The organism is Bacillus kwashiorkori (genome assembly GCF_001375515.1).
Lineage (GTDB): Bacteria > Bacillota > Bacilli > Bacillales > Caldibacillaceae > Bacillus_BK > Bacillus_BK kwashiorkori.
Window position 1 is genome coordinate 411,332 of sequence record NZ_CTDX01000015.1, and the last position, 24,857, is coordinate 436,188.

Annotated in this window: 23 protein-coding genes, 1 other RNA gene and 2 pseudogenes; 20 read left to right on the top strand and 6 right to left on the bottom strand. The window is 35.2% G+C overall.

Translation table 11 applies throughout. The features are described 5' to 3' along the window. Window positions 1-261: 261 nt before the first annotated feature. The 13 genes from BN1242_RS08640 (at window position 262) to BN1242_RS08700 (ending at window position 14,508) form a co-directional block, all read left to right on the top strand. Window positions 262-1,206 (top strand): metal ABC transporter solute-binding protein, Zn/Mn family, encoded by a 945-nt coding sequence (locus BN1242_RS08640; RefSeq protein WP_062354373.1) that lies wholly within the window; start codon window positions 262-264, stop codon window positions 1,204-1,206. Continuing rightward, window positions 1,199-1,975: a metal ABC transporter ATP-binding protein gene (locus BN1242_RS08645; RefSeq protein WP_062354376.1), complete on the top strand. Its 777-nt coding sequence runs from the start codon at window positions 1,199-1,201 to the stop codon at window positions 1,973-1,975. Before BN1242_RS08640 ends, BN1242_RS08645 begins: the two co-directional genes overlap by 8 nt. Continuing rightward, the gene (locus BN1242_RS08650) at window positions 1,950-2,876 is read left to right on the top strand and encodes a metal ABC transporter permease (RefSeq protein ID WP_062354379.1); all 927 of its coding nucleotides are present in this window, start codon (window positions 1,950-1,952) and stop codon (window positions 2,874-2,876) included. Before BN1242_RS08645 ends, BN1242_RS08650 begins: the two co-directional genes overlap by 26 nt. Beyond that, window positions 2,873-3,727: a metal ABC transporter permease gene (locus BN1242_RS08655; protein ID WP_062354383.1), complete on the top strand. Its 855-nt coding sequence runs from the start codon at window positions 2,873-2,875 to the stop codon at window positions 3,725-3,727. The genes BN1242_RS08650 and BN1242_RS08655 overlap by 4 nt, the downstream gene beginning before the upstream one ends. Before the next feature lie 117 nt (window positions 3,728-3,844). After that, complete coding sequence (secG, locus tag BN1242_RS08660) at window positions 3,845-4,078, top strand: preprotein translocase subunit SecG (RefSeq protein WP_062354387.1); 234 nt, start codon at window positions 3,845-3,847, stop codon at window positions 4,076-4,078. A gap of 251 nt (window positions 4,079-4,329) precedes the next feature. Further along, a complete protein-coding gene (locus tag BN1242_RS08665) occupies window positions 4,330-5,079 on the top strand; it encodes an alpha/beta hydrolase (protein WP_062354390.1) in 750 nt (249 codons plus the stop codon). 41 nt (window positions 5,080-5,120) lie between these two features. Beyond that, the gene (rnr, locus tag BN1242_RS08670; RefSeq protein WP_062354394.1) at window positions 5,121-7,454 is read left to right on the top strand and encodes a ribonuclease R; all 2,334 of its coding nucleotides are present in this window, start codon (window positions 5,121-5,123) and stop codon (window positions 7,452-7,454) included. A 324-nt stretch (window positions 7,455-7,778) separates the two neighbouring features. Continuing rightward, window positions 7,779-8,246 (top strand): SsrA-binding protein SmpB, encoded by a 468-nt coding sequence (gene smpB / locus BN1242_RS08675; RefSeq protein ID WP_062354397.1) that lies wholly within the window; start codon window positions 7,779-7,781, stop codon window positions 8,244-8,246. Between the two features lie 131 nt (window positions 8,247-8,377). Continuing rightward, window positions 8,378-8,738, top strand: a transfer-messenger RNA (tmRNA) gene (gene ssrA, locus BN1242_RS08680). 526 nt (window positions 8,739-9,264) lie between these two features. Further along, the gene (gene abc-f / locus BN1242_RS08685; protein ID WP_062354399.1) at window positions 9,265-10,851 is read left to right on the top strand and encodes a ribosomal protection-like ABC-F family protein; all 1,587 of its coding nucleotides are present in this window, start codon (window positions 9,265-9,267) and stop codon (window positions 10,849-10,851) included. 376 nt (window positions 10,852-11,227) lie between these two features. Beyond that, on the top strand, window positions 11,228-12,100 hold the full coding sequence (locus BN1242_RS08690; RefSeq protein ID WP_062354402.1) for an ABC transporter ATP-binding protein: 873 nt from the start codon (window positions 11,228-11,230) through the stop codon (window positions 12,098-12,100). Window positions 12,101-12,110: 10 nt separating this feature from the next. Next, complete coding sequence (locus tag BN1242_RS08695) at window positions 12,111-13,214, top strand: ABC transporter permease (protein WP_062354404.1); 1,104 nt, start codon at window positions 12,111-12,113, stop codon at window positions 13,212-13,214. A gap of 1 nt (window position 13,215) precedes the next feature. Further along, window positions 13,216-14,508, top strand: coding sequence for an ABC transporter permease (locus BN1242_RS08700; protein ID WP_062354406.1), 1,293 nt, complete (start codon window positions 13,216-13,218; stop codon window positions 14,506-14,508). Window positions 14,509-14,741: 233 nt separating this feature from the next. Here the strand turns inward: BN1242_RS08700 and BN1242_RS08705 are convergent, their stop codons facing one another. Together BN1242_RS08705 and BN1242_RS08710 are read right to left on the bottom strand one after the other, a co-directional pair. Continuing rightward, complete coding sequence (locus BN1242_RS08705) at window positions 14,742-16,577, bottom strand: YhgE/Pip domain-containing protein (RefSeq protein WP_062354410.1); 1,836 nt, start codon at window positions 16,575-16,577, stop codon at window positions 14,742-14,744. A gap of 2 nt (window positions 16,578-16,579) precedes the next feature. Next, complete coding sequence (locus BN1242_RS08710) at window positions 16,580-18,523, bottom strand: efflux RND transporter permease subunit (RefSeq protein ID WP_420806021.1); 1,944 nt, start codon at window positions 18,521-18,523, stop codon at window positions 16,580-16,582. A gap of 262 nt (window positions 18,524-18,785) precedes the next feature. Between BN1242_RS08710 and BN1242_RS08715 the strand changes: the two genes are divergently transcribed. The 4 genes from BN1242_RS08715 to BN1242_RS13785 all read left to right on the top strand — a co-directional run bounded on the left by BN1242_RS08715 (window position 18,786) and on the right by BN1242_RS13785 (window position 20,357). Next, window positions 18,786-19,349 (top strand): TetR/AcrR family transcriptional regulator, encoded by a 564-nt coding sequence (locus tag BN1242_RS08715; RefSeq protein WP_062354416.1) that lies wholly within the window; start codon window positions 18,786-18,788, stop codon window positions 19,347-19,349. Between the two features lie 284 nt (window positions 19,350-19,633). Next, a complete protein-coding gene (locus tag BN1242_RS08720) occupies window positions 19,634-19,966 on the top strand; it encodes a DnaJ family domain-containing protein (protein ID WP_062354419.1) in 333 nt (110 codons plus the stop codon). Window positions 19,967-19,974: 8 nt separating this feature from the next. Further along, window positions 19,975-20,148, top strand: a complete 174-nt coding sequence (locus BN1242_RS13650) for a hypothetical protein (protein ID WP_158661060.1) — start codon at window positions 19,975-19,977, stop codon at window positions 20,146-20,148. Window positions 20,149-20,270: 122 nt separating this feature from the next. Next, window positions 20,271-20,357, top strand: a complete 87-nt coding sequence (locus tag BN1242_RS13785) for a hypothetical protein (protein ID WP_238985126.1) — start codon at window positions 20,271-20,273, stop codon at window positions 20,355-20,357. A gap of 311 nt (window positions 20,358-20,668) precedes the next feature. Here BN1242_RS13785 and BN1242_RS08725 read toward each other — a convergent pair whose 3' ends face one another. The 4 genes and pseudogenes from BN1242_RS08725 to BN1242_RS08740 form a co-directional block, all read right to left on the bottom strand. Then, complete coding sequence (locus BN1242_RS08725; RefSeq protein WP_062354422.1) at window positions 20,669-21,136, bottom strand: helix-turn-helix domain-containing protein; 468 nt, start codon at window positions 21,134-21,136, stop codon at window positions 20,669-20,671. A 210-nt stretch (window positions 21,137-21,346) separates the two neighbouring features. Continuing rightward, the gene (locus BN1242_RS08730) at window positions 21,347-21,643 is read right to left on the bottom strand and encodes a site-specific integrase (RefSeq protein WP_062354425.1); all 297 of its coding nucleotides are present in this window, start codon (window positions 21,641-21,643) and stop codon (window positions 21,347-21,349) included. Between the two features lie 305 nt (window positions 21,644-21,948). Continuing rightward, window positions 21,949-22,422 carry a DUF5412 family protein gene (locus tag BN1242_RS08735; RefSeq protein WP_062354427.1) on the bottom strand — a complete coding sequence of 158 codons (474 nt, stop codon included), beginning with the start codon at window positions 22,420-22,422 and terminating at the stop codon, window positions 21,949-21,951. Between the two features lie 466 nt (window positions 22,423-22,888). Further along, window positions 22,889-23,287 (bottom strand): annotated as a pseudogene (locus BN1242_RS08740) (recombinase family protein); the annotation flags it as partial. Window positions 23,288-23,448: 161 nt separating this feature from the next. Between BN1242_RS08740 and BN1242_RS08745 the strand changes: the two are divergent. The 3 genes and pseudogenes from BN1242_RS08745 to BN1242_RS08750 all read left to right on the top strand — a co-directional run bounded on the left by BN1242_RS08745 (window position 23,449) and on the right by BN1242_RS08750 (window position 24,416). Further along, entirely contained in the window at window positions 23,449-23,724 is a 276-nt protein-coding gene (locus tag BN1242_RS08745) for a DUF3967 domain-containing protein (protein ID WP_062354439.1), read from the top strand. A 104-nt stretch (window positions 23,725-23,828) separates the two neighbouring features. Next, window positions 23,829-23,930 (top strand): annotated as a pseudogene (locus BN1242_RS13950) (hypothetical protein); the annotation flags it as partial. Between the two features lie 267 nt (window positions 23,931-24,197). Beyond that, the gene (locus BN1242_RS08750) at window positions 24,198-24,416 is read left to right on the top strand and encodes a hypothetical protein (protein ID WP_062354442.1); all 219 of its coding nucleotides are present in this window, start codon (window positions 24,198-24,200) and stop codon (window positions 24,414-24,416) included. Window positions 24,417-24,857: the final 441 nt, after the last annotated feature.

The following is a 24,857-nucleotide window of genomic DNA, read 5'->3' on the forward strand; positions in this document are numbered from 1 at the left end:
GCTAAGGTTATGTAAAAAAATGGCTCTTTTTAAAAAATATAATCACAAAGTACGCAACCCAACTATTTCCAGAAAACTATCCACAACCCACGAACAACAAATCTCCTATTCCAATTAAACGTTGCGCTACCCCAAAAAGTTGAGTTAAGGAAAAATTATAAACTTACATAAAAATTATTGACATAATTTAAATATCATGCATAATGTTAGATAAATCTAATAAATTTTACTTAAGGCAAAAAACAAGGGGGAGTACAACTTATGAATTTTCAATTAAGAAGATTTTTACTAACTATTGTCATATTCGTGGGATTTTTTCTAACAGCATGTAACAGTGAAAAAAGTGATGTTAAGTCTAGTGAAACTGAAAAAATTACAATTGTGACAACTATTTCTCAAATTGGCGAACCACTCTCTGTCATTGGTGGAAATCGTGTGGAAGTGAAAAGCTTAATGGGCCCATCAGTAGATCCACACCTTTATAATGCTACGCATGGGGATATTCAAAAGATAGAAAATGCGGATATCGTATTTTTTAACGGATTAAATTTAGAAGCAAATATGGTTAACATTTTCAATGAGATAGGAAAAACCAAGCCAGTCTTAGCTATTGGTGAAACCATTGATAAACAGAAACTTTTACAAGATGAAGATGGTGCAGTGGATCCACATATTTGGTTTGATATTGATTTGTGGAAAGAGGCATTAACTGCAGCGGTGGAGGAACTGAAAAAATATTCTCCAGATGATGCCAATCAATTTGAAAAAAATAAAGAAGATTATTTCGTGAAATTAGATGAGTTGAAAAAGGAAGCGGAAAAAATAGCAGAAATACCGGAAAGTCAAAGAGTACTCGTTACAGCACACGATGCATTCGGGTATTTTGGGAGAATGTATAATATGAAAGTCGTTGGCTTACAAGGATTGAGTACGGACGGTGAAATTGGCGTATCTGATATTCAACATACGATTAATTTGATTTTAGAATATAGAGTTCCGGCAGTATTTGTGGAAAGTAGTGTCAATCAGAATGCGATAAAGGCGGTAGTGGAAGGGGCAAAAAAAGCGGGGATTGATGTTCGACTAGGCGGAGAATTATTTTCAGATGCGATGGGCGAGAAAGGGACGAAGGAAGGAACGTATATAGGAATGTATCAACATAATATTAACACTGTTTATGAAGCACTAATGAGAGGGGATGAATAGTGTGACACAAACTGTTCTATCAGTAAATAACTTATCGGCTTCCTATCGAAAAAACACAGTGTTAAAAGATGTGAACTTTCATGTATATCAAGGATCGTTAATTGGAATTGTTGGTCCTAACGGTGCAGGAAAATCCACATTAATTAAAACAATGTTAACTTTACACCCAGCAATTGCAGGTGAAGTCCGTTTTTTTGATAAACCATTTAAAAAAGTAAAAAAGCGGGTTAGTTACGTTCCACAACGGGGTTCAGTCGATTGGGATTTTCCAACTAATGCATTAGATGTAGTAACGATGGGGCTGTATGGTCAAATTGGCTGGCTCCGTCGTCCAACGAAGGAACATAAAAAACGCGCGTGGGAAGCATTGGATAAAATGGGGATGGCAGATTATGCAGACAGGCAAATTAGCCAATTATCAGGAGGCCAGCAGCAACGGGTATTTTTAGCTAGGGCATTAGCACAAAATGCGGATTTGTATTTTATGGATGAGCCGCTTGCAGGCGTGGATGCGGCAACAGAACGGGCAATAATGGCAATATTACAAGAACTAAAGTCGAATGGAAAAACTGTTTTAGTTGTTCACCACGATTTACAAACAGTGGAAGATTATTTTGATCATGTATTATTGTTAAATCGAACTGTACTAGGATTTGATAAAACAGAAAAGATTTTCACAGAGGAGAATATTTCTAAAACGTATGGTGGTTCTATGCGATTTATGGTTCGGAAAGGTGATTCGTATGTGGGAAATCCTTCAAAACAGTAATACCCAGTGGGTTATGTTAAGTACGATGATACTTGGCATCGCTGCTGGTGCAGTTGGCAGTCTTGCCTATTGGAAAAAACAAAACTTAATGAGTGATGCGCTTGCACATGCAGCCCTTCCAGGAGTTGTTATAGCCTTTTTACTAATAGGTGAAAAGGACTTTTTCTTATTAATTATCGGGGCAGCAGCAAGTGCATTAGTCGGTGCATTCTTTATTCAATGGATTACAACGAGCAGTAGGATCTCTGAAGATTCTGCAATGGGTATGGTCCTTTCGATTTTTTATGGGGCAGGAATAATGATGTTAACGATAGCTAACCGAACTGCAGGCGGAAATCAAAGTGGGCTAAATACTTTTATCTTTGGTCAGGCAGCTTCCATGGTGTATCGTGATGTGTTAACAATGATCCTTTTAGCAGGAGTCGTCCTAACTATTTTATTTATTAGCTTTAAAGAATGGAAACTATATTTATTTGATCCGCAATTTGCAAAAGGGCAAGGCATGTCACTAAAATGGATGAATGGTCTATATACGGGTATTCTTGTTACTACTATCGTTATTGGCATTCAGGCAGTTGGAGTTATTTTGATTGCTGCCTTATTAATTATTCCGTCGGTAAGTGCTAGATATTGGACACATTCCTTCAAGACGATGATTTTCTTAGCTGCTTTGTTTGGCGGTATGTCTGGTGCACTCGGAACAATCATTAGTGCCATTGGTAATGGCTGGCCAACAGGTCCATTTATTGTTCTTGTTGCTGCAACTTTTTTTATCATCTCTTTAATTTTCGGAATGGAAAAAGGGCTGTTAATTAAATACATCCAACTACAATTGCAAAAAAGAGCATCTTATAAAGGTATAGCTGTTGCTAATGTAGAGACAGAGGGTGTGAACAAATGACTTACGCCGCATGGATTATTTTGACAGCAGCATTAGTAGGTATGACATGTGGTTTGATAGGTGTATTTCTAATTTTACGGAAAATGGCAATGATGGCTGATGCCATTAGTCATACAGTTCTATTAGGTATCGTATTAGCCTATCTTATTACCCGGGATTTACAAGGGATTCATATGTTAGTTGGAGCCATAAGTGCGGGATTGTTAACTGCTTTTCTTGTCCAATGGTTACGTTCTCTAGATGTCCAACAGGACGCCTCGATGGGAATTGTTTTTACTACTGTATTCGCGATCGGTGTGATACTAATTTCGACTTCCGTTGGAAATATCCATTTAGATGTTCAGCACGCATTAATGGGGGAAATTACCTTTATCCCTTGGGAAAAGACAGTTTTACCAATGGTTGGCGAAGTCCCGAAAGCAACAGCACTGTTAGGAGTAGTTTTTTTCATAGTACTTTTGTTTATCACACTATTTTACAAAGAGTGGAAAATTACTTCGTTTGATCCAGCTCTTGCAGCAAGTCTTGGCATACCAGTATTATTCATGCACTATGTTTTTATGAGTCTCGTATCGATTGCGACTGTAGCTTCTTTTGATGCAGTCGGTGCAATTATGGTTGTCGCGATGCTAATAACTCCGGCAGCATCTGCTTACTTATGGACGGATCGCCTTCCAGTTATGCTCATTATAAGTTGTTTAATTGGTGTGTTAGCGGCAGTTATTGGTTATTTTATTGCTGCTTGGATTGATACTTCGATTTCTGGGTCCATGGCATTTACAACGGGAATACTATTTTTAATTAGCTTTATTTTTTCGCCAAAACACGGCATCGTTTCTAAATATATATGAAAGGAAAAATCAATGAAAGTGAATGAAAAGGTTTTATAAATGGTGATTGTATTTTCGAAAAGTTTATGTTAAATTAATAGGTAGTGTAGTGAGCCGTAATTTGGGAGGTAGAATATTTTGCACGCATTTTTAATTGTTCTTTTAGTTATCGTTTCTATCGGATTAATTGCTGTCGTTTTACTCCAATCAGGAAAAAGTGCTGGTCTTTCAGGTGCAATTTCTGGTGGTGCGGAACAGCTTTTTGGTAAACAAAAAGCACGTGGTATGGATTTAATTTTACAGCGAATAACAGTTGTTTTAGCAGTTTTATTCTTTTTGATAACAATTGCGATAACTTATTTTAGCGCTTAATAAAATTTAGTTTCTAGTCCTGGCCATTGGGTCAGGATTTTTATTTTGATAAAAAAATCATTCTGCATTGAGGTAGAGACTGATATTTTTCATCATGCTAGGAAAAGTTGTGGCGGGCTAATTTTATATTTTTTGGAAGCTCTTCTATTTTGCAGTTAAAAATAAATTTTTGTATGCTATTAATTGGATTGTTTTTTTTATCTAAGTAAAAACTAAATGATAGTGAATAGGTAGAGAGGAAGTTTGTATAAATGAAAGTTGTTGCACCAAAACCATTTACATTTAAAGGCGGGAAAAGAGCTGTCTTATTATTGCATGGATTTACAGGGACAAGTGCAGATGTACGCATGTTAGGGCGCTTTTTAGAAAAACACGGTTATACATCTCATGCTCCGCTTTATCGAGGGCATGGGGTACCACCAGAGGAATTACTAAAGTATAACCCAGATGATTGGTGGGAAGATGTATTAGAAGGCTATCAATTGTTAAAAGATATGGGGCACGAGGAAATTGCAGTCGCTGGTTTATCTTTAGGTGCCATTTTTACATTAAAGCTAGCTTATAATGAGCATGTTAAGGGAATTGTTCCAATGTGTGCACCAATGTTCTTTAGAAGTGAGGATGCATTGTATAAAGGCGTTCTCTACTTTGCACGGGAATATAAGAAAAAGGAAGGAAAAGATCAAGAACAAATAGATAAAGAAATGCTCTTATTTGACTCTACGCAATTACAAGATCGTTTAAAAGAAAATCAAGCATTAGTAACGGAAGTGAAAGATAGTATTGATATGATTTATGCCCCAATATTTGTCGTCCAAGCCCGAAAAGATGTGATGGTCAATCCTGAAAGTGCTAATATTATTTATAATGAAGTGGAATCAGACGAAAAGTCAATTAAATTTTATGAGGAATCAGGACATGTTGTCACAGTTGATAAGGAGCGGGACCAACTGCATGAAGATGTCTTACAGTTTTTAAATAGTTTAGATTGGAAAGAATAAGCTTACATACCGTGTCATTGAAAACGAAGGGAGGTTTCACAATGGAACAACAAAAATTAGTAGAAAAACTATTAACCTTTATGAAAGAAGAGGCTTACAAGCCGCTAACTGTCAGTGAATTAGAGGAAGCGTTAGCTATTGGGGATTCGAGTGAGTTTAAAGATTTTGTGAAAGCATTAGTATATATGGAGGATAAGGGCTTAGTTGTCCGAACTCGTAGTAACCGCTATGGCCTTCCTGAAAAAATGAACTTAATTAGGGGCCGTTTGTCTGGGCATGCGAAAGGTTTTGCTTTTTTAATACCAGAAGAGACGGGGATGGACGATATATTTATCCCACCAGGTGAACTCAATAATGCTGTGCATGGTGATACGGTGTTAGTTCGAGTCGCAAATGAATCATCTGGCAGCCGAAGAGAAGGAACGGTTATCCGAATATTAGAAAGGGGAACGTCACAAGTTGTCGGAACTTATGTGGAGAGCAAAAATTTTGGTTTTGTCATCCCTGATGAGAAAAAATTTAATGGGGATATATTTATTCCGAAAAGTGCTTCGCTGGGTGCAGTAGAGGGCCATAAAGTAGTTGTGAAAATTACAACATACCCAGAAGGACGGATGAGTGCAGAAGGGGAAGTTATTCAAATACTTGGTCATAAAAATGATCCTGGTGTCGATATTTTATCGATCATTCATAAACATGGCCTGCCGCTTGATTTTCCTGAAGAGGTGATCGAGCATGCACATTCTATCGAGGAAATTATTCGTGACGAGGAACTCGAAAATCGACGGGATTTGAGAAATGAGATAATTGTGACTATTGATGGTGCCGATGCGAAAGACTTGGATGATGCAGTCACAGTGAAAAAGTTAGATAATGGTCTTTATAAGCTTGGTGTCCATATTGCGGATGTTAGTCATTATGTGACAGAAGGCAGTCCAATTGACAAAGAGGCGTTTGAAAGAGGGACAAGTGTTTATTTAGTTGATCGGGTAATACCAATGATTCCCCACCGCTTATCTAACGGGATTTGTTCATTGAATCCGAAAGTGGATCGACTTACTTTATCTTGTGAAATGGAAATTAACGATAAAGGTGAAGTTGTTAGCCATGAAATATTCCAAAGTGTCATTAAGACAACGGAACGAATGACTTATGCCGATGTAAATAAAATATTAGTGGATAAAGATGAAGAAATTCGCAATAAATATGACGCTTTAGTGCCGATGTTTGAGTCGATGGAAGAGTTAGCAGCCATTTTACGAAAAAAACGGATGGAGCGGGGTGCGATTGATTTTGACTTTAAAGAGGCAAAGGTGCTTGTCAATGAGGATGGTCATCCAACTGATGTCGTAATTCGTGAACGATCGGTCGCTGAAAGATTAATTGAAGAGTTTATGCTCGTAGCTAATGAAACGGTTGCAGAACATTTCCATTGGTTAGATGTACCGTTTATATACCGAATTCACGAAGATCCGAAAGAAGATAAACTACAGAGGTTTTTTGAATTTATTACGAATTTTGGTCTTGTTGTCCGTGGAAAAACGAACACGGTTCATCCGCGTGCATTACAAGAAATTTTGGACGAAATAGAAGGAAAGCCAGAAGAAATGGTAATTTCCACCGTGATGTTACGATCCATGCAACAGGCTAAATATTATCCAGAAAGTTTAGGGCATTTTGGCTTGTCCACAGAATTTTATACACATTTTACATCACCAATTCGTCGCTACCCAGATTTAATCGTTCATCGGTTAATTCGTACGTATTTAGTAGAAGGAAAATTAGATGAAGGAACGCAAGCGAAATGGCTCGCATTATTACCAGATATTGCTGAACATACTTCTAAGATGGAAAGAAGAGCCGTTGATGCGGAGCGTGAAACAGATGAACTGAAAAAAGCCGAGTTTATGGAAGATAAAATTGGTGAAGAGTTTGATGGTATTGTAAGTTCTGTTACAAACTTCGGCATCTTTGTTGAACTTCCAAATACAATCGAAGGCCTTGTACATGTTAGTTATATGACTGATGACTATTATCATTATGATGAGCGTCAGTTTGCGATGATTGGTGAACGGACTGGCAATGTTTTTCGGATTGGCGATGAAATAACTGTTCGAGTATTAAAAGTAGATAAAGACGAACAATCGATTGACTTTGAAATTGTCGGTATGAAAGGGAGAAGACAGCGGGAAGAGAAGCGAAAGCCGACAGTCGTCCATGTAAATCCTCAAAAAAATAAACAGAAACAAAAAGAACCTTCCGGGGATAGTGCAGGCGACAAAGATGGCTGGACGACAAGAAAGCCGCGGAAGAAAAAGCAACATTATGATAATAGCTCGAAAGCAAAAAGAAGTGGGAAAAAGGGGAAACGGTAAGTGCATTAGCAGTGAGGTTTTTATAGTGGTTCTTTTTTAAAGGATTGCTGTACAAATTTGTGGAGATTGGGAAGGGCAACTATAGGTTTATGAAAATAGCTGCCCTTCCCTATTTTTAAAAGTGGTGTTTTTGCTTGTATTAGCGGATATGATCCTTAAAAAATCTTCTCGTGGATGTTTATTCGTTGGAATAAACATCTGTTCCTTAAATCAAGAGTGCTATTGTCTCGTAATTTTGTGAAAAAAAGATCCCTCTCCTATGCCCAGTATTGTTTAACTACCTATTTTTTGCTACAATGTAAGTTACACTAGGGGGAATTGATGATGCCTAAAGGTTATGGAAAAGTGCTGGCACAAAATAAAAAAGCATATCATGATTATTTCATTGAGGAAACTTTCGAGGCTGGGATTGTATTGCATGGAACAGAAATAAAGTCCATTCGCCGCGGACGCGCTAATTTAAAAGATGCGTATGCAAGAATTGATAAAGGTGAAGTATTTTTGCATAATATGCATATCAGTCCGTATGAGCAGGGAAATCGGTATAACCATGATCCGCTTAGAACAAGAAAGTTACTTTTAAATCGGAAAGAAATCAACAAATTGATTGGTGAAACAAAAGAAGCGGGATATTCCTTAATACCGACGAAATTATATTTAAAAAATGGCTATGCGAAACTGGAACTTGCTCTAGCGAAGGGTAAGAAAAAATACGATAAGCGCGAAGATTTAAAGCAAAAAGAAGCAAAACGGGATATTGAAAGGGCTTTTCGTGAAAGGCAAAAAATGTAAGCTATGCCAAAACATTCATTTGATTAATCATGGATATTTGTTATAATAAAGATGTCGCTAAAGTTAGCGAAACAATTAAATATGATTAACAGCTATACTCAAATAGCTATCCTTAACTCCTATATCATCTTGGGGACGTTACGGATTCGACAGGGATAGTTCGAGCTTAGGCTGCGAGTCGAGTCGGCGAGCTCGTAAATAACGCCACGCCAATAATAACTGGCAAAACTAACAACAACTTAGCTTTCGCTGCTTAATAGCGCGTAGCTGCTCCTTCCTCCATCGCCCATGTGGTAGGGTCAGGGGCTCATTTAAGTGGGATACGCCGGTTGTCCACCGTCTGAGGACGAAGGAAGAGAATAACCAGACTAGCCTTTACAAAGCCCGTCGATAGGCCGAGTAGAGTGCGAAATACGAATATATCGACTACGCTCGTAGACGCTTAAGTGCCGATGTTTCTGGACGTGGGTTCGACTCCCACCGTCTCCACCATACATAATTTGGTGGAATACTCGTTGATTTGTAATTTAAAGCATAAGTTTGCCATTTTGGCAAGGTTATGCCCGCTTTGAAGAATTGTGGCAGGAACCATAAAATTTCCGTTTCGAGACTTTATGGTTTGTTTTTCTAGACCTTCTGGATTTTCTAATGTAAAGGAACCTATTAAACTGTACGAAAATCTTGCAGTATTTGACCATTATGATCAAGTGTCATATACTGTGTATATATTTTAAATGATTAAAGAGGGTGAAAGTAGGGCCATGATTAACTAATCCTATTTTAAATGATCACAGATGAATTCACATTTTTAAAATCCTTCTATTTGAAGGCTTCTTTGATATGGTGAATTCTAGAGTGTTCGGAATAGGATTAGTCTTTATAAGCACCTGTTAGCACCCTTGATATACGGGATAAATGTGCCTCCTATTCTGAACCATTTTCAGTCAATAGGGGGCTTTTTTGTGTGGAAAGAAAGAGTTCAACAGAGCCTCCAACTTAAAGAAAAGGAGTTGGTTAAATGCTTTTAGTATTTTTACAAGACATTCGTGTAGAAGTAGAAGATCGAACATTATTTGAAATAAAGAATTTAAGTATTCATCAAGGAGATAGAATTGGCCTCGTTGGACGTAACGGTTCCGGAAAAACTTCACTGCTTGAAGTGATTGCTGGAGAGAGGGAGACATCTGCTGGGATAGTCACTTTATATGGTTCAGTCACCTTAATCCCACAACTGAAACCGAAAATGGATAAAAAGAGTGGTGGGGAAATTTCCCAAATGGTTATTAACCAAATGCTATCACGGAAACAAGACGTTTTACTGGCGGACGAACCTACTACCCATTTGGATGCGGAACATTTGATGAGATTAGAACAACAATTACAAAATCGCCAAGAAGCAATGGTAATTGTCTCTCATGATCGTGTCTTTTTAGATGCAATTTGTAATAAAATATGGGAAATTGAGGATGGAACGGTTCGGGTTTATTCAGGGAATTATTCTGATTATGTTTATCAGAAGCAAGAAAAACTTAAACATCATAACAAAGAGTATGAAAAATTTGTACAAAAGAAAAAACAACTAGAAGCAGCAATGCGTGAGAAAGAACAGAAGGCTCAACGTGCGACTAAAAAGCCAAAAAAACTTTCTGCATCTGAAGCTAGAATTAAAGGAGGCAAACCGTATTTTGCAAAGAAACAAAAGAAATTAAATCAAGGTGCTAAAGCGATTCAAACAAGAATCGAAAAGCTAGAGAAGGTAGAAAAAATAAAGGAAGCTCCACCTATAAAAATGGAAGTAATCCATCAAGATTCACTTAAAAAACGTATAATTATTCGGGGAGAAAAAGTAAGGGGGGAAGCGGGGAAGTGTTTACTATGGAAAGAGTTTGATTTTTCCATAATTGGTGGAGATAAAATTGGAATCATTGGCGCTAATGGAAGTGGCAAAACAACTTTTCTTCGCAAAATCTTGGATCAATCAGAAGGAATTTCTATTTCTCCAGCAGTTTCGTTTGGATATTTTAGTCAAATGCTTGAGATATTAAATCACAATGCGTCCATAATTGAAAACGTCCAAAATACATCTTGTCAAGACCAGACGTTGATTCGAACAGTATTAGCTCGTCTTGGATTTTTTCGAGATGATATTTTTAAATCAGTAAATGTTCTAAGTGGTGGAGAGCGAGTTAAAGTAGCTTTTGGAAAACTATTTGTTAGTGATGCGAATGTATTGATTTTGGATGAGCCTACTAACTTTCTTGATGTTGAAGCTGTCGAAGCGCTAGAATCTCTACTCAATGAATATTCTGGTACTGTTTTATTAGTCACACATGACCGGCGACTATTGGAAAATGTTGCAACAAGGATTTTTTCCATAAAGGATAAGCGTATTGATTCGTATGATGGAACATTTCGAGAATATATTATAGAGGAACCAAAGGAAGATCATAACCCATTAGAAGATGAGTTGTTGAAGGTAGATACAAAAATATCAGAAGTTTTAAGCAGACTAAGTATTCAACCATCGCAAGAACTGGAACAAGAATTCCAAACACTATTACGACAGAAAAAAGGTTTGATGCGACGATTGGATGCTAGTTTATAACCAATTAAAATTATCATTTATCACTTTATATACAGTTATTTTTAGTAGATTATGTGTCAAAAAAGACTTGCATGTTTTCGGTTTCGAAAATTTTGTAAGTCTATTTTTTTTGTCCGTACCGAAGCAGGTGCTTTGGTAAAAGCATGGTAAGACTTAAAAAATATTAAACAATGATTTGGATTTTGAGTTGAGTGGGCAAATGTAAATACAACATCCAATTGTAGCTTTTTTAAACGTTGAATATAAAAATGTCCATTACACTAGGGTACTATAGTACTATTTTTCTTAAAATCTATAGTAGAAACACTTGACATTAACACCTAATTAATTGATAATTAAAAAAATAATGTATTCCTAAAAGTGTGGAGGTGTTCACTTGGCGATTTTATCAGTACAAAATCTTTCTAAAAGCTATAAAAATCAATTAGTCTTAAATAATGTTAATCTAACTATTGATAAGCCTGGAATTTGGGCTTTAGTTGGACCAAATGGTGTCGGTAAGACAACCTTCTTAAATGTTATGACAAATATATTGAAAGCGGATTCTGGGACAGTGAAGTTGGTAGGAAAATCTAATAAAGATCCTTCCGTTTTTAAAGAAGTAGCATTTTTGCAAGATAATAGCATTTTATTTGATTACTTAACAGGCTATGACCATTTAAAGTATATATGTGACGTTCAAAAAATGCCGAAACAGCGAATTAATGAAGTTGCTGAGTATGTCGGAATGGAAAAATATTTGCATAAAATAGTCGGCAATTATTCATTAGGAATGAAGCAACATTTACTCTTAGCAATGGCTATCATCAATAAGCCGAAGTTATTATTTCTTGATGAACCGTTAAATGGTTTGGACCCATCGAGTGCAATACTAATGAGGAAAATACTTCTAGAACTTGCTGAAAAAGGTACATCCATCATATTATCCTCTCACAATTTATCTGAAATTGATCGAGTTACAAAACAAATTATATTTTTAAAAGATGGTAATTTAACTGAAGTCGACTTGAGTACGAAAGAAATTACTTTTTATTACTTTCAATTGTCAAATATGGAAGCAGCATACAAGCTATTATTAGAAAAAAATTTTCATGTGGAAAAAACATCAGCATGCCTCAAATTGGAGTTACAACCCTCGCAACTAGATTCTGTCATAAATTTATTCAAAGAAGAACAGCTACAAATTTTAGATATGCACAAAGAGATAACAGGTTCCGAAATACTTTACGAACAAATATTTTCGGTATGAGGTAGTTTGTATGGGAAAATTACTCTTATTTGAAGGTAAAAAGTTATTTCGGTCAAAAGTATTTTTAGGTTTTCTCATAATATCATTATTATTTATTGGTACTTTGTTCATTTACCATTGGACACAGCAAGATGTAATTAAAGCGAAAAAAGTAGATCATTTTTCTTATTTAGCTTCAAGTGTTAGTCAACAAAATATGTTTGATCGAGAGAGGCTAAAATTAGTCCACTCAGATCCACCGGTTGAAGCAAGGTTGGAAATTGGTACTTTGCTATATCAACAATTAGACGCACTAATTTTGTCAATTGAACAAAATCATTGGCGTGAAGAGTTACAAAATGAAATAAACGTATATACAACTGCGATTGATTACTTGAATCATGAAGGTCGTATTGAATTATCCGCGTATGAAATGAACAAAGTTATAAGTCTCAATGAAGAATTATTGAAACGGGATTTACCTAAGGAAGATCTACAGCTATCGGTACAACCTGCTTTGTTTTTGAAAAAAGTTGTATCTATTTTATTTCATCCAATCGGTTTTATGATTTTATTATTTGCGGTTGGAATGTTGATCACAAGAGAATTTGAAGAGAAAAATATACAAATGGTTTTTACATTACCAATCTCCAATATTAAGTATATTAGTGCAAAATTATTTAGTATCGTTTTGGCAAGTCTCATTTGGGCTATTGTTGTTTTCATCGTTTCTTTTTTATTGCCATATCTGTTGTGGGAAGAAAAAAGTAAAATTTTCCAGTACCCGCTTTATACTATAGATGATGAGTTTTTAAATATTGGTGAATATGTACAGTTAGCAATAATTTACACTTGTAGTTTTATCGTATTTTCCATAGCAATGTTAAATTTTGTTGGGTTTACTTTAAGGAACACCATTATATCATTTTTAGTTATTCTCCTCATTTTTGCAGGAGGGTACATATTAATCGATTATGGTATTTCCGTTATTTGGAATCCATTATCCTATCAAAATATTAACCAAGTTATATTAGAGAACCCTACTTATTTCCCGCAAGGAAATGTTATTTTATGGGGATTTGCGTTAGTATTTGTTTTTTTAACCTTTATCCTCAACCGAGAGAGGAGGGTTTGAGGTGAACTTATTTTTCTTTGAATTGGAGAAACTATTAAAAAGAAAAACGACCTATATTGCGATATTATTAGCAATGTTAGCATTAGTAGCTTTTTATTTTTTGAATTACAGTGCTGCTATAAAAATTCATCGTAGCAATGTAGCGAAACTTCATAAGACCGTTACAGAATTTCCAACTATTATTGATGACTTGGAAGAAAAGTGGAAAGTCGCTGAAAAGAATAGTGACCAAGAGCAATTGGATACATTACAATTCCAAATAGAAGCAACGAAAGAAGTGTTAAAGAAAAACAAAGTGATGCTAGAAGGATTTAGCAGTGAGGATTGGAGTAAAGTTTATCCAATCCAAGTAGAGAATTTGCAATTAATATTTCAAAATATTGACTCGACAATGAATTCTCCATATTGGATCCAAGAACAAGGCGGATCTTGGTTTACCGTTCGGGCAACTCTTGAGGAAAGAAAGTTACTGAATGAAATTAATGCTGAATCATTTATCCAAGCTGATATACAAAGACCTTTTATTAGAACGATTTATGAAAAATTTAGCGGAAGTGCTGTTAATGAATGGAAAGATATGACGGTTAGATATGGAGTGACAGGATTCCAATTTTTATATCAAATTTTTCAATCATTGTTCATTCCAGTCATTATTTTATTTGGATGTTTTGTTTTTGGAAATAATATTGCACTAGAGGCAGGTAAAAAGCGAAGAGGTTTAAACTTTTATGCAGTACTGCCGATAAGTAAAGAAAAATTATTTTTTGCTAAATATTTTGCAGGGCTTCTCTTAACATTTAGTTTTGTTTTGTCCATGCTGCTTTTACCGATAGTAATTAGTCTTTTTACGAAGGGAGTCGGCGATTTGGATTACCCTATCCTTGTTTATGATGGTAATCCGGCTTTAGAAACGGCTACAACATTAAATTCTTTGGCAGATAGTTTTCACTTTATAAATATGGGTACGTATTTATTGGAATCTGTAATTTTAACAGTTTTACTCATTTTTTTCCTCTATACATTTTATTATGTTGTTTCCTTGTTTTTTCCAAATCCGACTATTTCATTCATTATAGTTGGAGTAGTATGTATCCTTGGGATTGTAGTATTACCAAAAAGTTCCTTTAATCCGTTCATTTACTTGGATACACACCAAATTATCAATGGGGCGGTTGCGACATTGCATTTTAACCGTGATATTGCCATCCAAAGCGGGATTATTTCCCTAATTATTTTCACATTTTTAACTGCGACGATAGGGTTTATGAAGTTTAGACGGGGAGTTGTATTCTAACGGAGTTCTTCTTGCTTTACATGTTTGAGGATGAAGCGAAAATATTTAAGAAAAAATGCCAGTTTCCATTAAGGTGCTGGCATTTTTCCCTCTATCGTTAGGACAACTTACGTAAGCGGTAAAAGGACGTTTCGTTAAAACAGATTGTTATCTTAGAAAGGAAAGGAATTAACTAAGGTGATTTAATTAATCCGTTTCCGTTAATAATAGGTGACTCACTTTGCTGCTTTTTACTAGAATCGGAATAAATCTAATAATTTCACCCAAAAACTTTTTTCCTTTTTAATCGGTTTTTCTGCTGCTTTCGGTCGGTCATATTTAATGCTATCCGTTTTTAACACAAATTGTACATTTTTTACTTTTTCATTTTTTTCTGAAACAAAGGAAACGGGCTGGAAATCAGACTTATCATATTCGGAGATCATTTTATTTACTTCTTCTTTTAATTGATCTGGTAAATTTTTAGTAGCGTTGTGTAATTTACTCGTTCCTTTATAAAGTCCACCGACCCCTACATTTAACTCTACTGTTCCTTCAGAAAGTTGTTCTATTCCACGATGCAGATCAACGTAGTTCGTTGCCAACTGGTGAACGCCGTTTGTGTAATCCACTAGACCAGAATGGAAAGTTTGATAGTTTGTTGCCATCATATGAATTCCATCTGTCAGTAATGATAATGATTGAGAGACATCCAACTTAGCTAAAGTGGATTGATATTTTGTCACGATCGTTTCAAGGTTTGTAGCAATATCTTGGAGTACTTTTATAATATTTTCTACCGTCGTATTTACGATGGAAAGTCCATCCTTTAACTGTGAATACGTTGATTTTGCTAAACTTGCTGCTTCATATGTTTTCAGTAATTGATCAATAACGTCTTTGCTGACACCACTATTGTATAGTTTGTCGATATCTGTACTGGAAATTTCATTCGATGAGATAGCTTGCATAGAACTATTCAAATCATTATACGCATTTGTATATGTTTCCTGAAATTTTTCCAAACTTTCTGCTGTTTGGTGGAGTTTATCCAGTAGTTGCTGAAGCCATTCGAACAAATTGCCTACTTCACTTAAATCAATATTTTCGATGTTTGCTAGATTTTTATTAAGCGTATCACTTATTAATGTCAGAGCCGTTTCGATTTCTTTTGATCCATCGACAAGTTTGGCAGATGAGTTGCTAACGGTAGTAATCCCGTCCCTATACTTTTTTGATCCATCTTTTAATTTTGTTGTTCCACTATTTAACTCGTTCACGCCCGATTTTAATTGGGCAACACCGTTATTTATTTGTTCGATGGCATTTGTTAAGGAAACCATTTCTTCGGTTACTTCATCTAAATCCGGTGTATCAATTGCCATGGAAGAGGGAACGGCGGAAATGTCGATTCCGTCTAGCTCAAACTCTGTAACATCGGCCTCAACGTAGTAGTTACCATCTGTTTCTGGCATAACGGTAAAATTAATTTGCTTATTTTTGCCAGCGTTAGCGACCATTGCATCAGGAGCTTTTATATTTGTATAAATTTCAGGATCAAGTGTTAAGGAAATTTGTAGTAAATAATTTTCGAAAAAGGTTTGGTTAATTTTGCTGTTCGCGGTTGTCTCCATAGCAATTCTCACATGACCTGATTTTCCGGCAAGTTCATTCGGTGAAATTTCCTTCCCATCCAAAAAGTAAGTAATGGCAATATTCCAAGGAAGAGGACTATCATTAAAATTCCCTTGATAATAAAATTTACCTTCTTGTGCAGAGAATTCAATGATGTTGCCATTTCGCTCTATGGTTTGCAAGTTTGTTAAGTTTTTAACACTTGTGTAAGTCCCATAATCGAATATTTTCCCTGCTTTTTTAATATCAAAAACATTGACGATATATACTTCTTTTTGTTCCCCATTTGCACTAAGTTTGCCATACACTACTTCATCTTTCGTAGCAATTTTCCCAAGCTGCTCCATGTTAGTATTTTCCTGGTTGCTGTCTTTAGTGTCAGCTGTGACAAAGAAGGTTGGCATTAAAAGAGTCACCGTTAATAAAACGAATAATAATTTTTTAAACTTTCTCATCCTCACTTCTCCTCGTAAAAATTTGCTTTCCATGTAGTCTTGTTAATCCATTTATCAAATACTAATAACATCGCTGGAAGGAAACAAACTACCATAATAAATGCAAGTAGTGCTCCACGACCAAGTAAGAGACCAATTGACCCGACAATTGGATTTGATGAGGTGATCCAAAGTATAAAGCCGACAGTGGATAAAATAGAAGCAGAAACGGCAACAGAGAAAATCTTCTCGTCTATTGTTTTCATCACTGCTTGTAATGCGGGCATTTCTTTTCGCTTTTCTTTATAAGCATCTGCAAATAAAATGGCGTAGTCGACAGTAGCCGCTAATTGTACAGTGCTAATAATTAAATAGCCAACAAATACGAGTGAAGAGTTGGAGAAATACGGTACAGATAAATTCATCCACACTGCCGATTGAATTGTAAGTAGTAGAATGATAGGTATCGTTAATGATTTGAATGATACGACTAGGACGATGGCAATAGTAATAACCGTTAGTAAATTTACCATCAAATTATCTTCTTTGACTGTATTTTTTATATCGTACAAAGTGACGCTTTCACCAAGTAAATGCACTTCTTCACCATAATATTCTTTTGCATGCTTTTGAATAGTTTCAATTAAATTAAATACTTCCTCACCTTCATTTTTTGTATCGGTGTGGATGATGATTCGACTATAATTTTTTGAAAAAAATTGTTCTGTTATCTCTTCATCTAAGTATTCGGGAGGAATCGCCGCTCCAACAGCATTTGTATAGGACAATACACTAGATACATGGTTCAAGTTTTCAATTTTTTGTACAAGTGCATCTTCTTTCGCGATATCCTCTTTTGGAACGAGTAAAACCATTGGGGTAAATTTCCCAAAATGTTTTTCAATTTTTATGATATCCGCACCAGCTCGAGAAGACTCTGGCTGCTCTCCAATTCCATAAGTGAAGTTCGTTTTACTTTGAGCTAAAAATGCCGGAATAATTAAAAGGACGACGATCACTAAAGTCGGAATTTTAATTTTTATAACGGATTTACCAATTTTTTTAAATTCCGGTATGAAAGCCTTATGTTGTGTTTTATCAATCCATTTGTAAAACATTAAAGTTAACGCTGGTAAAAAGACCATTACACTAATGAAGCTTAATAGAATTCCTTTTACTAAGTTGATTCCAAGGTCTGAACCAATTTCAAATTTCATGAAAGAAAGGGCGATAAATCCGAAAAAGGTAGTTGATGCACTGGCTGCAATTGCTGGAAAGGATTGTTTCATTGCAAGTCTCATCGCTTCTTCTTGGTTATTCGTTGTTTTCCGGTAATCTGCAAAACTATGAAGTAAAAAGATTGCATAATCTAGTGAAACGGCAAGTTGCAAAATGGGTGCAACAGATTGCGTAACAAAGGAAACTTCACCTAGAAATACATTCGTTCCTAAATTGATTAGAACGGAGACACCGATTGCTGTTAAGAAAAACACCGGCTCCATCCATGATGTAGTAGACAAAACTAAAATAATGATAATAATTGGGATTAGTAATGCAGCGGCAAACATCGTTTCGCTTCCAGCCATTTTTTGTGAAGTAGCAGTATTTAATGCTTCTCCTGACATCGCATTCTCTTCGCCAATTAGTTCATAAACTGCATCCGTAACAGCAACTTCATCTCCATCCCGAATGGTGAATGAAAATAAAGCGTTGTTGTCTTTATAATAAGACTCTATTGTGTCTTTATCCGCCATTTCGATGGGTGTTTTCACATCGATAGCGTTATCTAGCCATTGAACGTCACTGACCCCATCGATAGCAGCTAATTTTTCTTTAAAGTCAAGTGCTTCTTGAAGGGTAACATCTTGAATCATTACCCGAGTATTTGGGACTGCCCCTTGGAACTCATCATCCAAGATTTTCATTGCTTCTAACGATGGTGCTTCTTCGGGCAAATAGTCTATCATATTGTAATTAACAGTCACTGTAAATTGTGCTATTGCACCGATTATTGTCAGTAGGAAAAATACGGCGACAACAACCTTTTTATGTTTTAAGATTTGTGATGCGAAGTCGATAATATTTCACCCTCTCTTGCGTAAATCATCTTTCCACTATATCATTATATAAACACAGTGTTGTCTATTCAACAGGCAGTTTCGTAAAATTCGTATGTTAACCAACATTTATGAGTTTTTTGTTGGAAAACGGATAAGTAGGTGGGATTGAATGAGTAATTCGAAATTGGACAGAAGGAAAAAATATACTCGTATGGTATTAAAAGAAAGCTTAATTAAACTTTTAAAGGAAAAGCCGATTTTCTCGATAACGGTGAAGGAAATATGCGAATTAGCAGATATTAACCGTTCCACATTTTACTCCCATTATTCAGACCAATATGATTTATTGGAGAAGATGGAAGAAGAAATTATTGAGGATATGTATATGTATTTGAGTCAATATAATTTTGCCAAAGAAGAAGAAACTTTACAGATGACGGAAAAACTGCTTGAATATCTCGCATCAAAGTGGGAAATTTGCCAAATCTTATTAAGTGAAAATAATGAAACAACTTTTGAAAATAAGGTAATGACTGTCGCTAAAAATTTTATTATTAAAAATCATAGTACGGCACCATTAGATGAAAGTTTTTCTGACTATTTAAGTACATTTATTATTAGTGGAAGCATCCATATGATAAAAAACTGGTTGAAAAACGGGATGGACAAATCACCTAAAGAAATGGCTGGATTTTTATATACGTTAATTAATAAACGAATATTGTCGTTATAGATAAGAGGAAAACGGAAGCCATAATAGGTTCTTCATTAAGTTGATGTAAATTAATGGAAAATATTTTTTTGTAGCAAAGCGATTTTAGTCATGCGATAAAAATTGTTAATAATATGGTTGGAATTAAAAAGAACACGTTTATCCATGTAAGTGATTTCTTGGAAACTATTATAATGAATGTTTACGGAAAAGGTCAAAAAATAGAAGGTTTTTTTAAAAAAATCAAGAATAAACTATTTAATTCATTATGTCAGTGATGGAAATTAACGAAAGGGCGATGTGGAGTGGAGAAAAAATATAATGATTTAATTGGTGATATTTTGGAGCGTTCAGGTGAAAAAGATAATTATAAAGGTAAGGGTAAGAAAATTTCCAAAGAATATTTACAAATGGACACGTTTCAACATTATCAACAAGTCGCTAATAATGCTGGATATTTACCAGAATGGTTGAGGTTACAAAAGGAAATTTCTATATTAATTAATGAGTGTCAAACCGAGGAGGATGTAAAAATAATTAATAAAAAAATCCGTCAATATAATATGAGTTGTCCTGCACCATTGCAAAAAGGACTGATTAGACTGGAAACAGTGGATCAAGCGAAAAGGATATGGTGATTTTTTACTTGATAAAGGAAATGGTTATTCAGCGTGTTTTTTCCTTCGTTGCAAGAGGAGGGATGCCTGCTTCAAATTATTTTAATATTACAGTACGAATGTGTAAGTTCGTACGGTTTTTAAAAGTGTTTGATCGGAGAAATGCAATCAAAGAAAAATTAACAGTGTTAGAGATTATTTAGTTTTTTGAAAAAGTAACTGGAACAAGTACGAACTCAAGAAAAGAGCTAAAAAAAGTACTAGATCATGTAAGAAAAGGTGACACGCTTGTTTTACTAAAATTGACCGTTTAGCACGTTCAATCATTGATCTAAATAATTTTGTTAAAGAGTTAGTTGAAAAAGGTGTGAATGTACGGTTTGTAAGTGAGAACATGGAATTTTTTTCTTGAAAGTAAAATTCATGTGGTTTTAATAATTTCAAAAACCTTCTTCGTAGTTACAAATGATAAAGGAAAGAGTATAACAATTGAAATAAAAATTTGAATCAAAAATAATAAAAAATTGGCTGTAACAAATATTATTTCAATATAGGTAAAGATGTAATCGAATACTAAATTATAAATTATAAAAAATATAAATGTTAAAAGTAAATATATTACTTTTTTCCCATATTTAATTCCCTCCATACTTAAACAAATGTTTCTACAGGACCAGTAAGTTTTAACACTGGCTCTAATGGGGGAACATGGCAAAAGAGTGTTTATATTAAAGACTCAAATGATTGGATCCCGTCTGGTCTCCTTTGAACCGTTTGTCCAAAGTCAACCTGGGCCTGTTTCCCCATCGGTGGGTCTGGAATGGCCTCGTAGACTCTTTTTGTTTCTGTTTTAGGAAGAGAATATTTCTCCCGTAATTCTTTAACATAACCACCTACCGTGCTCTCACCAATCTTTAAATCCTGATACTTCTCTAATAACCAATCATGACCTTGAGAAGCTGAGAGATCCGGGTGTTCACTTAGCCATGTCTGAATGAGCATTTCATAAGGATCTAGTTTCTTTGACCTTGTTTTCGTTGATGCCATCCATGCGCTCATTTCTTGTGGTGACCTTTCAAGGTACTTATAAACGGTTGTTCTTGAAATACCTAACTTTCTGGCTATCCTCCTTATCTTAAATCCTTTTTGTTTTAATTGATAAATCTCCATGTACACTTCCCACTTTTCCACCCTTCAATTCCCTCCATCTGTAATAACAATTCTGTTAATCTATCAAATTATACAGGTATGGAGGAGTTTTTAATAAAATTGGGAAGGGCCGCCGGCATTGAAATGGGTGCCGCCCCTCCCCGGGGCGGCACCCATTTCAATGCCAAACCCCAAAGTACAGCTGGTAAAAAAATTTTTATCCAGCGAAAACTGTCCACTTTAGTTTAGGAGTTACAGCAGTTTTCGTATGGCCGATAAATCCGTCTTTATCGTGCTTGCAGAAATACCAGCCTCTTGTGATACCTTGATGAATGATTCTAAATGCTTATCGTTAATGTTTTTAAAGTTTTTAGATCCATATTTAATAGCCAAATGTTTACAGAATGCATTTACACCGTTTCGATAGCGTTCCGTACCTCTTTTCCCTTGATGATGAGTTCTCCAGTCAAAAGTTCGATGAACCTGTTGCCATAAATTGTTGTAAATATTCCGTTGTCTTTGATTCATTTCCCAGTCTCTTTTCCCCATAGTTTTCATTTCCTTTCTTAAAGAATTATAAAAATGGGCATAGTACAACCAAGAACGTAGCCCTGAAGTTTCAGGGCTCAAATGGTCTTAATGGGAACCTGAATCAGAAGAAGATAGAGCCGTTATAAGACAAGGTTTTAATGATGCATTAAAGTATGGTAATTAAATATATGTCATTTTATTGCTGGCGATTTATTATTTGTAAATCGTCAGTTTTTTATTTAAAATCTAATAAAATTGTGTTTAAACGCTTAAAATCCAAGCAATTTAAGTAAAAAATAAAAAAACCTCAAAAAGAGGTCGTTTTATTGCTTGATTGCACTTAAGCATTTTTCAAATTTTTTTTTCATTAGCCAACTTTTACAAGCCAATCCCGTTTCATGATAAATTTCTTTTCCAATTTCCAATCTTACGCTTCTATTTGAATTTGGGTATCCTGGCTCTTCGTTTTGGATGAACAAGGTATTTTTATCTATCCATTCCATAGAAAAGTTACTTTTTGCTTCACTATAATAGATAGTTTGCACATTATTTTCATCGTTATTGTAAGTTACATTTACCCATATAATTACCCCTCCAGCTGCACCACCATAGACCTTGTAGTACGCATTAGCAGTATACTCCTTTGTCGGAGAAATAAGAGGTCCTTTGTAGAATCCACCTTTAAGATTATTAAATGTAAAAAAGTAATTTTTATATACAACTAATCCAATAAAAATAAGAGGTACCACTAATAAAGCGATTAATAAAATTTTAAAAATATATGATTTTCCCCCCATAATTACCCCTTTTTCATATTTTTTAGTTGACCAATTTTATTTTCGTTCCAGTGATAATTTTAACGTGTTCCACGTAATACAAGAAATTGCAGAAGCTGTCCAGATCATTACGAATCCCTCGCTTTCATCCTTTATTTTTATCATATCATCTCAAAGGTTTATATGGCTCTATTTTTTCATCTTCAATCATCTTTTCTGGTGGAATCAGCGTTTCTTTTTCTTCTGAGTATCTTGTCTCTTGCTTCAATCTCTTGGCCACCTCCTCAATTGTTATTTACCCACTTAAAACCGCCTTAATATCTCGTTCCATCTTCTTCTGTGAACTCAAATCCTTCTAACTCCATACTTACCTTAGATTGACGGTATAATTAATCTAATCGTTTGGTATCACGAATTACTATGATTTCACCATCCTAATTTAATTTAGTAGTTTTTTGCTTTCATAAAATGTTTTTAATACATCGTTTCACATTTTAATTAATCCACGTTCTCTTTTAGCCCGTATTACCGTGCTTTTACTTATGCCAGTCATATCTTCCACCTGCTTATATGAATAACGTTCTTTATCTTTAGGCGCTATGGCATGTTCTATTTGCATCTTAGAATATTTTTTAGGGCGACCTTCTCTAAAGTTCGGATGTTGCTTGGCTAAGGCTTTCCCTTCCTGTGTACGTTCTCCAATCATATCTCGTTCAAATTCGGCGAAGGCAAATAAAATGTTCATAATTAATCGACCTGTGGGCGTGTTATCTATTAGGCCCATGTTTAATACATGAACACTAATGCCGCTGTTAAGCAAATCTTTAATGATACGAGTACCATCTTCAGCCGACCTTGCAAAGCAATCTAGCTTGGTAACAACTAAAGGTGATATGACTTTAAAACAGGCTGCGAATGCTGTAATGGCATGGAAAAAAGGAAATTCTGTAACGCACTCCCGTTATAACTGAAGAGCAGTATAACAGTCTTTTAGATGAATTTTCACTGTTCAGGGAGCAACAAGAAAAGTTTAATAAAGAACTGATAATGCAGTTACAAAGACAACAAGATTACATAGATAGTCGTTTGGAGAAAAGAGATAAATTACTTATGGAATCTATAAGAGAGTCTTTAGAAAGTCGAAAAGAAATTGCGGCTGCAACAGAACAAAAAAGTGGTGGAAATTTTGGAAGTAGTTTCTCACCAGCCCCAGAAAAACTATATCATGAAAAAACAGAGTGCCCATTTACCCACACCCTAAAAAACAGGTGTGAAAATGGTTTTTTTGCTATGCAAAAAGTCACGTTCAACCTACGTGAATAACCTACGGAACGATAAAATAATTTTTAGATTCATTCCTATTTTTCTTGCTAATATGAAATGGAGACATAAACGTAAACAAAAAATAGGGCTGGCATGTTTTAGACGCTGCAATTGAAGAAATAACACATACAGAACTTGAAGTTAGATATACCGAAGAAAAACAAGGTCGTGCGATTGGAAATTTTGGAAGTAGTTTCTGTGTTTAAAGTCTAACGCGCTGTTTATATGTAAAAAGGGCTGTATCAAAGTACACTCAAGTTTCTAATTCACTACTAAATGATTCGGATGTGACATTACAAGCAAAGGGATTACTGTCAATTTTTTTATCCAATTCAAACGATTGGGAAATACACATGAAAGAAATTATCAGTCGTTCAAAAAATGGTCGAAATGCTCATTAACGAGTTATAAAAGAACCTATTGAATTAGGATATTTTGCTAGAATTCAAGTTGTAGGGAATCGTTTTGAAGAAATGATTTATTTGTTTTCTGACGAAAAAGAAGATGTGGCTAATGAAATTGAAAAGTTAAAAAAACAGTATTCGACAATTGGAAAGTCTTTAATTATTGAATATAAAGCACATAATAACAAGAAAAAAACACATTCGAGCACCTCCGAAACACCGTTTCCTGAAAATCAGTATCCGGAGAATAAGCTTACGGAAAACCAGTACAATAATAAAATGCAATGATTTCTTAAGCAGTTCTTTTTTTTTGACAAGGTAATAGTATTTTGTGTACAATTAGTTCGAATTCGAGATAATCGAATTACTGGTTTCTGGAGGATACATATTCTTCAAGATTAGAGTCGAAGGCATGACAAGTTGCCATGTCATCATCTACTTTCGACTGGCAAATAAAAAAGGTTAAACGGGAGTAAGCCGTTTAATTTAAAAAAGTGTTTTACTAATGGCTTCAGAAGCAAGATAATAGAAGTTTTATAAAAAAGCTATGTTAAAGACTGGTGTTGATTTCCGTTTCAAATTAATTTGTGACGAATCTCAGTGACAAGAACAGGCGGACGCTTTCCGAGGGCACGGCGCTTGCTGCTTCAACGCTATGAGTCTGCTTATTTCTGGCTCGTGCTGTTCCCGCAGGACAAGGAACGCAACGGCCGCGACGCATCGCACGAA

What these genes read in the sequence shown, in the direction of transcription:
- rnr (WP_062354394.1), top strand. Translation starts at nt 5,121, where the DNA reads ATGGAACAACAAAAATTAGTAGAAAAACTATTAACCTTTATGAAAGAA.
- BN1242_RS08750 (WP_062354442.1), top strand. Translation starts at nt 24,198, where the DNA reads ATGATTTATTTGTTTTCTGACGAAAAAGAAGATGTGGCTAATGAAATT.
- BN1242_RS08730 (WP_062354425.1), bottom strand. Translation starts at nt 21,643, where the DNA reads ATGGGGAAAAGAGACTGGGAAATGAATCAAAGACAACGGAATATTTAC.
- BN1242_RS08745 (WP_062354439.1), top strand. Translation starts at nt 23,449, where the DNA reads ATGCAGTTACAAAGACAACAAGATTACATAGATAGTCGTTTGGAGAAA.
- abc-f (WP_062354399.1), top strand. Translation starts at nt 9,265, where the DNA reads ATGCTTTTAGTATTTTTACAAGACATTCGTGTAGAAGTAGAAGATCGA.
- BN1242_RS08695 (WP_062354404.1), top strand. Translation starts at nt 12,111, where the DNA reads ATGGGAAAATTACTCTTATTTGAAGGTAAAAAGTTATTTCGGTCAAAA.
- BN1242_RS08715 (WP_062354416.1), top strand. Translation starts at nt 18,786, where the DNA reads ATGAGTAATTCGAAATTGGACAGAAGGAAAAAATATACTCGTATGGTA.
- BN1242_RS08650 (WP_062354379.1), top strand. Translation starts at nt 1,950, where the DNA reads ATGTGGGAAATCCTTCAAAACAGTAATACCCAGTGGGTTATGTTAAGT.
- BN1242_RS08640 (WP_062354373.1), top strand. Translation starts at nt 262, where the DNA reads ATGAATTTTCAATTAAGAAGATTTTTACTAACTATTGTCATATTCGTG.
- BN1242_RS08645 (WP_062354376.1), top strand. Translation starts at nt 1,199, where the DNA reads ATGAATAGTGTGACACAAACTGTTCTATCAGTAAATAACTTATCGGCT.
- BN1242_RS08705 (WP_062354410.1), bottom strand. Translation starts at nt 16,577, where the DNA reads ATGAGAAAGTTTAAAAAATTATTATTCGTTTTATTAACGGTGACTCTT.
- BN1242_RS08735 (WP_062354427.1), bottom strand. Translation starts at nt 22,422, where the DNA reads ATGGGGGGAAAATCATATATTTTTAAAATTTTATTAATCGCTTTATTA.
- BN1242_RS08710 (WP_420806021.1), bottom strand. Translation starts at nt 18,523, where the DNA reads ATGATAGACTATTTGCCCGAAGAAGCACCATCGTTAGAAGCAATGAAA.
- BN1242_RS08665 (WP_062354390.1), top strand. Translation starts at nt 4,330, where the DNA reads ATGAAAGTTGTTGCACCAAAACCATTTACATTTAAAGGCGGGAAAAGA.
- BN1242_RS08655 (WP_062354383.1), top strand. Translation starts at nt 2,873, where the DNA reads ATGACTTACGCCGCATGGATTATTTTGACAGCAGCATTAGTAGGTATG.
- smpB (WP_062354397.1), top strand. Translation starts at nt 7,779, where the DNA reads ATGCCTAAAGGTTATGGAAAAGTGCTGGCACAAAATAAAAAAGCATAT.